Source organism: Noviluteimonas lactosilytica, assembly GCF_020866925.1.
In the GTDB taxonomy this organism is placed as follows: domain Bacteria; phylum Pseudomonadota; class Gammaproteobacteria; order Xanthomonadales; family Xanthomonadaceae; genus Noviluteimonas; species Noviluteimonas lactosilytica.
On the sequence record NZ_JAJGAK010000002.1, the window covers coordinates 248,984 to 262,191 of the forward strand.

General features: G+C 67.6%; 8 protein-coding genes. 1 reads left to right on the plus strand and 7 read right to left on the minus strand.

Features of this window, described 5'->3' with window-relative positions:
- Positions 1–33: 33 nt before the first annotated feature.
- Entirely contained in the window at positions 34–4,014 is a 3,981-nt protein-coding gene (locus LK996_RS10340; protein ID WP_230527098.1) for a PAS domain S-box protein, read from the plus strand.
- A gap of 234 nt (positions 4,015–4,248) precedes the next feature.
- Here the strand turns inward: LK996_RS10340 and pnp are convergent, their stop codons facing one another.
- The 7 genes from pnp to rimP all read right to left on the minus strand — a co-directional run bounded on the left by pnp (position 4,249) and on the right by rimP (position 13,023).
- Positions 4,249–6,357 carry a polyribonucleotide nucleotidyltransferase gene (pnp, locus tag LK996_RS10345; protein ID WP_230527099.1) on the minus strand — a complete coding sequence of 703 codons (2,109 nt, stop codon included), beginning with the start codon at positions 6,355–6,357 and terminating at the stop codon, positions 4,249–4,251.
- Positions 6,358–6,502: 145 nt separating this feature from the next.
- Positions 6,503–6,763 carry a 30S ribosomal protein S15 gene (rpsO, locus tag LK996_RS10350; protein WP_230527100.1) on the minus strand — a complete coding sequence of 87 codons (261 nt, stop codon included), beginning with the start codon at positions 6,761–6,763 and terminating at the stop codon, positions 6,503–6,505.
- Positions 6,764–6,904: 141 nt separating this feature from the next.
- A complete protein-coding gene (truB, locus tag LK996_RS10355; RefSeq protein WP_230527101.1) occupies positions 6,905–7,876 on the minus strand; it encodes a tRNA pseudouridine(55) synthase TruB in 972 nt (323 codons plus the stop codon).
- Positions 7,877–7,881: 5 nt separating this feature from the next.
- Positions 7,882–8,247, minus strand: coding sequence for a 30S ribosome-binding factor RbfA (rbfA, locus tag LK996_RS10360; RefSeq protein ID WP_230527102.1), 366 nt, complete (start codon positions 8,245–8,247; stop codon positions 7,882–7,884).
- Positions 8,248–8,253: 6 nt separating this feature from the next.
- Positions 8,254–10,884: a translation initiation factor IF-2 gene (infB, locus tag LK996_RS10365; RefSeq protein WP_230527103.1), complete on the minus strand. Its 2,631-nt coding sequence runs from the start codon at positions 10,882–10,884 to the stop codon at positions 8,254–8,256.
- 86 nt (positions 10,885–10,970) lie between these two features.
- Positions 10,971–12,458, minus strand: a complete 1,488-nt coding sequence (nusA, locus tag LK996_RS10370) for a transcription termination factor NusA (protein ID WP_230527104.1) — start codon at positions 12,456–12,458, stop codon at positions 10,971–10,973.
- Positions 12,459–12,510: 52 nt separating this feature from the next.
- Complete coding sequence (gene rimP, locus LK996_RS10375; protein ID WP_230527105.1) at positions 12,511–13,023, minus strand: ribosome maturation factor RimP; 513 nt, start codon at positions 13,021–13,023, stop codon at positions 12,511–12,513.
- Positions 13,024–13,208 lie beyond the last annotated feature (185 nt).

A 13,208-nucleotide genomic window follows, 5' to 3' on the forward strand; every position in this document is an offset into this window, starting at 1 on the left:
TGCGGAGACGAAAGCAGTTCTCTCGAAACGCGCATGGATACGCACGGACACGAGGCCGAGCGACGACTCGCCGGTGAAGGCGACTGGCTACGGCGAGTGCGTGCCTTCGATTGGGCATCGACCCCGCTCGGACCCCTCACGAGCTGGCCGCATTACCTGCGCACGGCCCTGCAACTCCACGAAAACGAGATCGACCACCTGCGCCGCCTGCAGGGGCTGAGCACGCGCTTCGTGCGCGACGACCAGGACGAGGACGCGTTGCTGCAGGAAGTCGTGGCGGCGGCGGTCGCCATCACCGGTGCGCAGAGCGGCGATCTGCGGCTGGTGCACGACGACGGCAGCCTCGGGCTGATCGCGAGCCAGGGATTCGAGCGCAGCTTCAACGACTTCCACCGCGCGGTGGACGCCACCCAGGTAGCCGATGAAGCCGCGTCCACCGCGCGACGCCTGATGGTCGAGGACATCGGCGACACCCCGTGGTTCGACGACACCACGCGCGCGGCGCTCGCGGACTGCGGCATCCGATCGCTGCAGTCGACGCCGCTGCTCGCGCGCGACGGCCGCGTGCTGGGCGTGCTCAGCACGCACCATCGCGACGGCGTGCCGGGCGAACGCGACCTGCTGCTGCTCGACCTGCTGATCCGCCAGGCCGCCGACTGGATCGAACGCGCCCATGCGACCGAACAACTGGAAGACAGCGAACGCCGCCTTCGCACGATCCTGCACCAGACCGTCGCCGGCATCATCGTCGCCGACGCCGACGGTTGCCTGAGCTACGTCAATCGTTGCATGTGCCGCATGCTCGGCTATCGCGAAGACGAGTTGATCGGCAAGCACATCGCGGCGATCACCGATCCGGTCTCCGTCGAACCCACGCTCGATGGCGTGCGCCGGCTCGAAGCCGGCATGCCGAGCCTGACGATGGACGAACGCTTCCTGCGCAAGGACGGCCATTCGATCTGGAGCAGCGCGAGCGTCACCTCGCTCCGCGGCCCCGATGGCAATTACGAAGGCTTCATCGCGGTCATCATCGACATCGGCGAGCACAAGCGCCTGGAAGTCTCGCTGCGCGAACAGGCCGAACGGCTCGAACTCGCGTTGCAGACCGGACGCCTCGGCACCTGGCATCTCGACCTGCTCACGCTGGAGACGCTGGCCTCCGACCAATGCAAGGCGAACTTCGGCCTCGCGCCGGACGAACGCCTCGACTTCCATCGCGCGTTCGAGGAACTGATCCACCCCGAGGACCGCGACACGATGCGCAAGGCGCTCGCGCAGACCATCGCCGCGCACGGTCATTACGACGCCGAATTCCGCGTGCTGTGGCCGGACGGTTCGGTGCACTGGATCGTCTCGCGCGGTCGCGCCGTGTACGACGCCGACGGACGCGCGATCGCGATGACGGGCGTGAACTTCGACGACACCGATCGCCGCGCCGCGGTGGAGCAGTTGCGCGAGAACGAAGCGCAGCTGCGCCGCACGATCGAGGACGCGCCGCTCGCGCTCGCGCTGCATGCCGACGACGGCGAAATCCTCAACCTCAGCCGCCACTGGACCGAACTCACCGGCTACACCAAGGAAGACGCGCCGGTGCTGCAGGAGTGGCTGCGTCGCGCCTACGGCATCCGCAACGGCGGCTTCCGCGATGCGATCGAGCAGATCTTCGGCGGCGACCACGCGATGGTGCAGACCGACATCGAGATCGTCACGCGCAACGGCCAGCCGCGCACGTGGAGTCTCAACGCGTCATCGCCGGGCAGGCTGCGGGACGGACGCCGTTATGTCGTCGCAATGGCGCTGGACATCACCGAGCGCAAGCGCGCCGAAGCGCTCATGCGGCGTTCGGCCGCGCGTGCGGCGTTCCGCGTGTCGCTCAGCGACCTGCTGCGGCCGCTGCAGGACACGGTCGAGATCCAGTGCGCCGCGGCGACCGCGCTGTGCGAGCACCTCGGCGCCGACCGCACGCTGTACGCCGAGGTCGACGAGAACGGCAACACGGTACGCGTGCACACCGACCACTGCCGCGAAGGCGTGCCCTCGGCGAGCGGTCGACACGAGCTCACGTCCTTCGGCGACGAGATCGGCCATCGCCTGCGCGCGGGGCGCACCGTCGTGCTCGACGATGCGCACGCCTCCAGCACGCTCGGCCAGCACGAACGCGATGCCTACGAACAGGTGCACGTGCGCGCGCACGTCAGCGTGCCGTTGGTGAAGGAAGGCCGCCTGTGCGCGCTGCTCAGCGTGCAGCAGGCGTCGCCGCGCCTGTGGGCGGGGGACGAGATCGCGTTGATCGAGGAAACGGCGGAACGCACGTGGGCGGCGATCGCGCGTGCCCGCGCGGAGGGCGCCGTGCGCGAGAGCGAAGCGCGCCTGGAAGAGGAACTCGCCGACGCCACGCTGCTGCAGAGCATCAGCGCCGAACTCGTGCACGAGCAGAGCGAGGACACGTTGTACGACAAGCTCGTCGCCGCCGCGACGGCGATCATGCGCTCGCAGTTCGCGGTCCTGCAGCGTCTGCACCCGGAGCGCGGCAACGGTGGCCAACTCGAACTGCTCGCCTCGCGCGGCTTCAGCGCGCAGCACACCACGGACTGGACCTGGATCGACGCCGGCCCCGCGTCGCGCAATTGCAGCGCGCAGTCGTTGCGCGCAGGCAAGCGCATCACCATCGTCGATGTCGAAAAGGAGCCCGCGTTGGCGGGCACGGCCGACCTCGACCGGTATCGCCACGCGGGCGTCGCCGCCGTCCAGAGCACGCCGCTGTTCGCGCGCGACGGCGCAGTCGTCGGCATGCTGTCGACGCACTGGACGCGCCCGCACATGCCGGCCGACCGCGACCTGCGCCTGATCGACATCCTCGCGCGCCAGGCCGCGGACCTGATCGAACGTCGCCAGGCGCTCGAAGACCTGCGTTCGGCCGACCGGCGCAAGGACGAATTCCTCGCCACCCTCGCCCACGAGCTGCGCAACCCGCTCGCCCCGCTGCGCAACTGCCTGCACATCCTGCGCGCGCGCGAGGGCGACGACGCGCAACTGCACAAGCTGCACGGGATGATGGAACGGCAGGTGTCGCACATGGTGCGGCTGGTCGACGACCTGATGGAGGTCTCGCGCATCACCCGCGGCGAGATCGAACTGCGCAAGCAGCGTGTGTCGTTGCGCGACGTGCTCGAGACCGCGATCGAAACCAGCCGCCCGCTGCTCGAACAGGCCAACCATCATTTCCAGCTCGACGTAGCGCACGAAGCGATGCAGCTCGACGCCGACCCGATGCGCCTGGCGCAGGTGTTCACCAACCTGCTCAACAACGCGGCGAAGTACACGCCCGGCGGCGGCAACATCACGCTGCAGACGCATCGCGACGGCGACGTCGTGGAAGTGCGCGTGCGCGACGACGGCATCGGCCTGACCGCGGAGATGCTCACCGAAGTGTTCGACATGTTCACCCAGAGCGAACACGGGCGCGCGCATTCGCAGGGCGGGCTCGGCATCGGACTGACGCTGGTGAGAAGCCTCGTCGAACAACACGGCGGCACGGTGGAAGCGCGCAGCGGGGGCCTCGGCCAGGGCAGCGAGTTCGTCGTGCGCCTGCCGCTCGCCGACGTCGTGCACGTGGAGGAAGGCGGCGACTGGCCGGTGGTGCGCCAGCGCAACGCGATGTCGATCGTCGTCGCCGACGACAACCACGAGAGCGCCGATTCGATGGCCCTGTTCCTGCAGATGCGCGGCCACGATGTGCGCACGGTATACGACGGTCGCGCGGCGCTCGATGCGATCGCCGAACGCCTGCCCGACGTCGTGCTGCTCGACCTCGGCATGCCGACGCTCGATGGTTACGAAACGTGCCAGCAGATCCGCGCGATGCCCGGCGGCGACAAGATCGCGGTGATGGCGACGACCGGCTGGGGCTCGGAAGCGGACCGCCAGCGCTCGGCGCAGTGCGGCTTCGATGCGCATTTGGTGAAGCCGGTGGATCCGGGGATGTTGCTGGCTCGGTTGGATGCGTTGCACTGAAGAAGTGGCGGGAAACGGGAAACGAAGAGCGGGAAACGGGAGCGACGCATACGTCGCCCCGAGCGTTTCGATGAGCCGAAGATCGTCATTCGGCTCGTCGAGAAACCACCAGTCGCGAAACCTTCCCTCCCGTTTCCCGCTCCTGGTTTCCCGTTTCCCGCCTCTGCATGCCCCAAAAGAAAACGGGCCCCTCGCGGAGCCCGTTCCCTTCAAAACCTGCGCAACCGTGCAGCGTTACTCCGCCGACACGCCCTCGCCTTCTTCCACCGCCTTCATCGACAGGCGGATGCGGCCCTGCTTGTCGACTTCGAGGACCTTGACCTTCACCACGTCGCCTTCCTTGAGCTTGTCGCTGACCTTCTCGACGCGCTCGTTGGAGATCTGCGAGACGTGCACCAGGCCGTCCTTGCCCGGCAGGATGGTCACGAACGCACCGAAGTCCATCAGCTTCACGACCTTGCCTTCGTAGATGCGGCCCGGTTCGACGTCGCTGGTGATCTGCTCGATGCGCGCCTTCGCGGCCTGCGCGGCGGCGGCGTTGACCGAAGCGATGACGATCGTGCCGTCGTCCTGGATGTCGATCTGCGTGCCGGTTTCCTTGGTGATCGCCTGGATGGTCGAGCCGCCCTTGCCGATCACTTCGCGGATCTTGTCCGGGTGGATCTTCATCGTGAGCAGGCGCGGCGCGAATTCCGACAACTCACCGCGCGGCGTGGTGATGGCGTTGGCCATCTCGCCGAGGATGTGCAGGCGGCCGGCCTTCGCCTGCGCCAGCGCGACCTTCATGATCTCTTCGGTGATGCCCTGGATCTTGATGTCCATCTGCAGCGCCGACACGCCCTTCTCGGTACCGGCGACCTTGAAGTCCATGTCGCCGAGGTGGTCTTCGTCGCCGAGGATGTCGGACAGCACGACGTAGTTCGCGTCTTCCTTCACCAGGCCCATCGCGATGCCCGCGACCGGCGCCTTGATCGGCACGCCCGCGTCCATCAGCGCCAGCGAGGAGCCGCACACCGAGGCCATCGACGAGGAGCCGTTCGACTCGGTGATTTCCGACACGATGCGGATCGTGTACGGGAACTCTTCCATCGTCGGCATCACGGCGAGCACGCCGCGCTTGGCGAGGCGGCCGTGGCCGATTTCGCGACGCTTCGGGCCCATCATGCGGCCGGCTTCACCGACCGAGTAAGGCGGGAAGTTGTAGTGGAACAGGAAGTGTTCTTTGTACTCGCCGGCCGGCTGGTCGATGATCTGGCCATCGCGCGCGGTGCCGAGCGTGGCGACCACGATCGCCTGCGTTTCGCCGCGGGTGAACAGCGAGGAGCCGTGCGTGCGCGGGAGCACGCCGACCTTCGAAGCGATCGGGCGCACCGTGTCGAGCGCGCGGCCGTCGATGCGGACCTTCGTCGACAGCACCGAGTTGCGCATCGTGCTGTATTCGAGGTCGCCGAACTCCTTCGCGTATTCGCCCTGCGCCCAGCCTTCGGCTTCGGCGCGACCGGTCAGCGCGGTCCACGTTTCCTTCTTGATCTGCTGGATCGCATCGCGGCGCTCGGCCTTGTTGCGAATCTGGTACGCCTGGCCGAGCTGCGTGCCGCAGGCTTCGGTGATGGCGGCGATCAGCGCGTTGTTCTTCACCGGCGCGGTCCACGTCGACGGCTTGGTGCCGGCTTCGACGGTGAGTTCATTGATCGTGTTGATGACGATCTGCATCTCGCGGTGACCGAACATCACGGCGCCGAGCATCACGTCTTCCGACAGTTCCTTCGCTTCGGATTCGACCATCAGCACGGCGTTGGACGTGCCGGCGACGACGAGTTCGAGTTCGGAATCGACGAGCTCGCTCGTCGTCGGGTTGAGCAGGTACTGGCCGTTCTTGTAACCGACCTTCGCGGCGCCGATCGGGCCCTGGAACGGCGTGCCGCCCAGCGAAAGCGCAGCCGAGGCGCCGATGAGCGCGAGGATGTCGCCGTCGACTTCCGGATTCAGCGACATCACGGTCGCGATGATCTGGACTTCGTTCTTGTATTCCTCGGGGAACAGCGGGCGGATCGGACGATCGATCAGGCGGGAGATCAGCGTCTCCTTCTCCGTCTGGCGGCCTTCGCGCTTGAAGAAGCCACCGGGGATACGGCCACCGGCGTAGAACTTTTCCTGGTAGTCGACGGTGAGCGGGAAGAAGTCCTGTCCTTCGCGCGCCGACTTGGCGGCGACGGCGGTGACCAGCAGCACGGTGCCTTCGCACTTCACGACGACGGCGCCGGAGGCCTGGCGCGCGATCTCGCCGGTTTCGAGGGTGATCTCGTGCTTGCCGTACTGGAAGGTCTTGGTGATTTTCGCCACGGGTGTAATTCCTTGGAAACTTTCGGATGGACCGCGCCGCGACCCTTGCCGCGGGCGGCTGCCGCCAGAGTCGGCGGCGGTTGGAACTGAGCGACGCTAAAAACAAGACCGCGGCGCATCGCTGCGCCGCGGTCCGGGGTTTCGCTTATCGGCGCAGGCCGAGCTTCTCGATCAGGGCCTTGTAGCGCTCGATGTCCTTGCGCTTGAGGTAGTCGAGGAGGCTGCGACGACGGTTGACCATCATCAGCAAGCCACGACGGCTGTGGTGGTCCTGCTTGTGCGTCTTGAAGTGGCCCGTCAGCAGTTCGATGCGGGCGGTCAGCAGGGCGACCTGGACTTCCGGCGAACCGGTGTCGTTGTCGCCGCGCTTGTGTTCGGAAATGACTTTTGCGGAATCGATGGACATGGACTCTCTCTCTGGATGCGAGGTTTGCAGGAACGCGCCGGCTGTCTCGACCGGGGCGCACCGCGTGCCCGCCGCTTGCGGATGGGTGGTGGTGCTGCGTGTGCTGCGAAAAGCCGCGGGATTGTAAGCCGCGCGCACCTTTCAGGACAAGGGTTTAGCTGCGATGGATGCGGGTTGGCCGAGGGCTGCGGCCCATGTGAAGAGGCGCTGCGGACGCAGGATGCCGGCCTCGTCGACCGCGCCCAGGCCCAATGCGCGCCCCGCTTCGTCGTACAGCGCGACGTTGCCGGGCGTGGAGGCCGCGCCGGCCACCGATTGCCCGCGCGCGAGGCGCTGCGCCTGCGCCTCCGAAACCCGCAGGCCGGGCCAGGAGGCCATGCCCGCTTCGATCGGCAACAGGCAGGCGTCGAGCATGCGTTCGCCGCGATCGGCGAGCTCCTGCAACGCTTCCAGCGTCCACAGGCGCGGCTCGCGGAAGGGATCGACCCACAGGCGCCGCAGTTGCGCGACGTGCGCGCCGCAACCGAGCAGTTCGCCGAGATCGCGCACCAGGCTGCGCACGTAGGTGCCCGAGCCGCATTCGACGTGCAGGCGGAGCAGCGGCTCATCGCCGTGCAGCAGGTCGGCGGCGGAAATCAGGTCGAACGCGTGGACGTCGATCGGGCGCGGGTCGACTTCGACCACTTCGCCGCGACGCGCCTTCGCATACAGCGGCTCGCCGCCGCGCTTGAGCGCCGAGAAGATCGGGGGACGCTGCATCTGCTGCGCGCCGGTGAGCTGGCGCAGGGCCGCGTCGATCTGCGAAATGGTGAGATGCGGCACCGGCCGTTCGCGCAACGGCTGGCCGTCGGCGTCGTCGGTGTCGGTGACGACGCCCAGTCGCGCGACCGTCTCGTACGCCTTGCGCGCGCCGAGCAGGCCGCCGGCGATCTTGGTTGCTTCACCGAAGCAAACCGGCAGCAGGCCGGTGGCGAGCGGATCGAGGCTCCCGGTGTGGCCCGCCTTCTCCGCGCCGAACAGGTGGCGAACGCGTTGCAGCGCCTGGTTCGAACTGGCGCCCTGCGGCTTGTCGAGCAGCAGGATTCCGTCGAGCTTGCGGAACCTGCGCTTCAAGCGGTTCAGGCCCCGCTGCCGGGTTGCTGCGGATCGTCGCGCAGCAGCTGGTCGATGCGTTCGCCCTTGTCGACCGAGTCGTCGTAGTGGAAATGCAGCTCGGGCACGTGGCGCAACTTCACCGCGCGCGCGAGCTGGTAGCGGATCTCCGGCGCGAGCGCCTTCAGCGCCTTCACCGTTTCCTTCGCGCGCTCGGGCTGGAGCACGGTGACGAACACCTTGGCGTGCGCCATGTCGCGCGTGACTTCCACGTCCGACACGCTGGTGGACCCGAGGCCGTGCTCGCGCACGGCCGCGTGGACCAGCGTGCCCAGCTCACGGCGGAGCTGGGCGGAAACGCGATCGGTGCGATGGAAACTCTTCTGCGCCATGTGCGATTACAGCGTGCGCTGCACTTCGATGCGCTCGAAGCACTCGATCTGGTCGCCCGGCTTGACGTCGTTGTACGCCTTGACGCCGATGCCGCACTCGGTGCCGTTGCGCACTTCGTCGACGTTCTCCTTGAAGCGGCGCAGCGATTCGAGTTCGCCTTCGAACACGACCGTGTTGTCGCGCAGCACGCGGATCGGCTTGGAGCGCTTGACCACGCCTTCGACGACCATGCAGCCCGCGACCGCGCCGAACTTCGACGAACGGAACACGTCGCGCACCTCCGCGATACCGATGATCTCTTCGCGGATCTCCTTGCCGAGCACGCCCGAGGCGATCTGCTTCACCTGGTCGATGACGTCGTAGATGATCGAGAAGTAACGCAGGTCGACGCCGTTGGACTCGATCACCTTGCGCGCCGAGGCATCGGCACGGACGTTGAAGCCGATGACCGTGGCCTTCGACGTGGCGGCGAGCGTCGCGTCGGACTCGGTGATGCCGCCCACGCCGCCGCCGATCACGCTGATGCGGATCTGCGGGTTCGACAGGCCGGTGAGCGCTTCGCGCAACGCCTGCACCGAACCCTGCACGTCGGCCTTGACCAGCAGGTTGAGCTGCTGCTGCGCGGCGCCCTCGCCCATCTGCGCCATGATGTCTTCCATGCGGTTGCCCGCCTGGCTGACGAGGCGCGTTTCGCGGCGCTTGGCGTCGCGCTGCTGCGCGACGTCCTTCGCCAGGCGTTCGTCCTCGACGACGACGAAGTCGTCGCCGGCATCGGGCACGCCCGACAGGCCGAGCACCTGCACCGGGATCGACGGCGCCGCTTCCGGCACCTGCTTGCCCGTTTCGTCGAACAGCGCGCGCACGCGGCCGTACTGGATGCCGCACACCAGGTAATCGCCCTTGCGGAGCGTGCCCTGCTGCACGAGGACCGTCGCGACCGGGCCGCGGCCCTTGTCGAGCGAGGACTCGATGACCACGCCGCTGGCGCGGCCTTCGCGCACGGCCTTCAGTTCGAGCACTTCGGCCTGCAGCGAAATCGCGTCGAGCAGGTTGTCCACGCCCTGGCCGGTCTTCGCCGACAGTTCGACCATCTGCGTGTCGCCACCGAACTCTTCGGCGACGATGCCCTGCGCGAGCAGGTCGTTCTTCACGCGCAGCGGATCGGCGTCGGACTTGTCCATCTTGTTCACCGCGACGATCAGCGGCACGTTCGCCGCCTTCGCGTGCTGCACGGCTTCGATCGTCTGCGGCATGACGCCGTCGTCGGCCGCGACCACGAGCACCACGATGTCGGTGAGCTTCGCGCCGCGCGCACGCATCTGCGAGAACGCCGAGTGGCCCGGGGTGTCGAGGAAGCTGATCGTGCCCTTCGGCGTTTCCACGTGGTACGCGCCGATGTGCTGGGTGATGCCGCCCGCTTCGCCCGAGGCGACCTTGGTGCGGCGGATGTAGTCGAGCAGCGAGGTCTTGCCGTGGTCGACGTGGCCCATGATCGTGACCACCGGCGCGCGCGTTTCCAGCTCGCCCTGCTGTTCTTCCGAATGCGCGAGCAACACGTCTTCGACGTCCCCCGCATCGACGTGCACGGCCTTGTGGCCGAGCTCTTCGGTGACGAGCACCGCGGTGTCGTGGTCGATCGTCTGCGTGATCGTCGCCATCACGCCCATCTTGAAGAGCTGCTTGACGACTTCGCCGCCCTTGAGCGCGAGCTTCTGCGCCAGGTCGCCGACGGTGATCGCGTCACCGATCGCGATCTCGCGCACCATCGGCGCGGTCGGACGGGTGAAGCCGGTGCCGGTGCGCGACTGGTCGAGCGAACGACGCTGCTTCGGACGGCCACGCGCGGCGCCACGGCGCGCACGTTCCTGCGCGCTGAGGTGCAGCTGGCCGGCGAAGCGCGCGGCGTTGTCGTCGTCTTCGATCGACGTGACCATCGCGTGCGAACCGCGGTTCGGCGCGGCGCCGGCCTTGCCCTTGTGCGCGGCGGACTTGTCGTCGACGCGCGGCGCGGCGGGCTTCGGGTGGCCGTGGTGGCCGACCTTCGGCTTCGCGGTTTCCTCGGCGACGGCGGCTTCGGCGGCGGCGGCCGCAGCGGCGGCCGCGGTTTCGCGTTCGCGCTCGGCGGCTTCTTCCTCGGCGCGGCGACGCTCTTCGATCTCGGCCTTGCGCTTGGCGTCGCCCTCGGCCAGGCGCTGCTGCTCGCTCAGGTTGCGCTGGCGCGATTCCTCGAGCTTGCGCAGGATTTCCGCGCGCTCGGGATCGGCGTCGGCGATCGCGGCCTGCGCGGCCGGCGAGCTGTCGACGACCTGCGTGTCGGTCGGCTTGGTGTAGGTGCGCTTCTGGCGAACCTCGACGGCCACCGTGCTCTTGGTGCGGCCCTGTGCGACCGTCACTTCCTGCACCTTGCGGCGGTTGAGCGTGATCTTCTTCGGCGCCTCCTCGGCCGCGTCGGCAGGCTGGTCCGCCTTGCCGTGCGTGCGCCGGAGGAAACCGAGGAGCTTCATCTTCTCGGTGCTGGTCACGACCTGGTCGGGACCGCTGAACGCCATGCCCGCTTCGGACAGTTGTTCCAGCAGTTTCTCGACCGGCGTGTTCACCAGTTCGGCCAGCTTGCGGATGGTGGTTTGCTGCGACATTCGGTGTCCGTTGGTGGCCCGGGGGTTGAGCCCCGGGCTGGAAAGGGGGCGATTCTAGCGCGAGGCCCGGCAAGGCCCCGCAGCCGTCACTCGAACCAGTGCTTGCGCGCTTCCATGATCAGGGCGGCGGCGCGCTCGGCGTCCATGTCCTCGATGTCGGTGATCTCGTCGGTGGCCAGGTCGGCGAGGTCGTCGCGCGTGCGGATGCCGCGCGAAGCGAGCACGTACGCGGTCGCTTCGTCCATGCCCGCGAGCGTGAGCAGGTCCTGCGCCGGCTGGTGCTCGTCGAGCTCTTCCTCGACGGCGAGCGCTTCGTTGAGCAGCGCATCGCGGGCACGGGCGCGGAGTTCCTCGACGATGTCCTCGTCGAAGCCTTCCACCGCCAGCAGTTCGCCGACCGGCACGTACGCGATTTCCTCGACCGTGGTGAAGCCTTCGGAGACGAGGATGCCGGCGATTTCTTCGTCGACCTCGAGCTTCTCCATGAACAGCTGGCGCGCACCGGCCTGTTCGGCTTCGCTCTTCGCCTGCACCTGGTCGGCGGTCATCACGTTGAGCTGCCAGCCGGTGAGGCGGCTGGCGAGGCGCACGTTCTGGCCGCCCTTGCCGATCGCCTGCGCGAGGCGGTCTTCGGCCACCGCGAGGTCCATCGAATGCTTTTCTTCGTCGACGATGATCGACTGCACTTCGGCCGGCGCCATCGCGTTGATCACGAACTGCGCGTGGTTGTCGCTCCACAGGATGATGTCGACGCGCTCGCCGTTGAGTTCGTTCGACACCGCCTGCACGCGCGAACCGCGCATGCCGATGCACGCGCCGATCGGATCGGTGCGGTGGTCGTGCGCGAGCACGGCGATCTTGGCGCGGTCGCCGGGGTCGCGTGCGCAGGCCTTGATCTCGACCAGGCCCTGGCCCACTTCCGGCACTTCGAGCTTGAACAGCTCGATCATGAATTCCGGCGCCGCGCGACTGATGAACAGCTGCGGGCCGCGCGGTTCGGTGCGCACGTCGTACAGGTAACCGCGCACGCGGTCGCCGGCGCGCAGCACGTCGCGCGGGATGCCCTTGTCCTTCGGGATGAAGGCTTCGGCGTTGCCGCCGAGGTCGACGTAGATGTTGCCGCGCTCGGCGCGCTTCACGATGCCGGTGACGAGTTCGCCCACGCGATCCTTCCACGCGTCGACGACCTGCGCGCGCTCGGCTTCGCGCACGCGCTGCACGATCACCTGCTTCGCGGCCTGGGCGGCGATGCGGCCGAAGTCGGGGTTTTCGATCTGCTCTTCGATGTAGTCGCCGATCTCGGCGCCTTCGCTCTCGTCGACCGCGTCCATCAGGCGGATCTGGCGATCGGGCGATTCCATGACGACGTCGTCGGCGACGACTTCCCAGCGACGGTAGGTTTCGTAGTTGCCGTCCTTCTGGTCTATCTGCACGCGCACGAGCACGTCCTGGTCGGGGTAGCGCTTCTTCGCGGCGGACGCGAGCGCGGCCTCGATGGCCTCGAAGATCACCGTTTCCGGCACGCCCTTTTCGTTGGCGACAGCGTCGACGACAAGCAGGAGTTCTTTCGACATGGTGGTGTTTCTCTATGCGTTGATGCGTTGAATGTGTGTGCGAAGAGAAGCGTTACTTCTTCTTCCCTGGTTTCTTGGGCGCCATGCCGAGCGCTTCCCAGTCGGGAACGAGCCTGGCCTTGTCGATGTTGTCGAACGCGACCTCGAACGGCTGGCCGTCGACGTCGAACGTGATCGCTTCGCCATCGACCTTGTCGATGCGGCCCTGCAGGCGGCGACGGCCGTCCTGCGGGAGCTTCAGCCCGACCTTCGCCGACTCGCCGACGAAGCGCGCGAACTGCGCGGGCGCGAACAACGGGCGGTCGATGCCGGGCGACGACACTTCGAGGGTGTAGTTGCCGCTGATCGGGTCTTCGACGTCGAGCTGGCCGGAAACCTCGCGGCTCACGGCTTCGCAATCCTCGATGCCGACGTTGCGTTCGGCGGCCTCGGCCTGCGGCACGTCGATATACAGGCGCAGCACCGCGCCGCCGGGCGACGGCAGGTATTCGGCGCCCAGCAACTCCAGGCCCATCGACGCAACCGTCGGGGCGAGCAGCGCCGAGATCTCTTGTGCCTTGTCCATTCGGATCCTCGGAAAGCAACAAGGGGCCCGTCGGGCCCCTTGTCAGCAGCGGAGGAGCGAGCCCCCACTGGATGTCGGCGCGGCGCTTCCCGCAGACGGAAGCGGCCAGCGAGCCCGGCGGTCTCCCTGAATGAAAAAAGGCTCCAGTGGAGCCCTTGATCGCCAGCGGAGATGCTGGTGCGGGG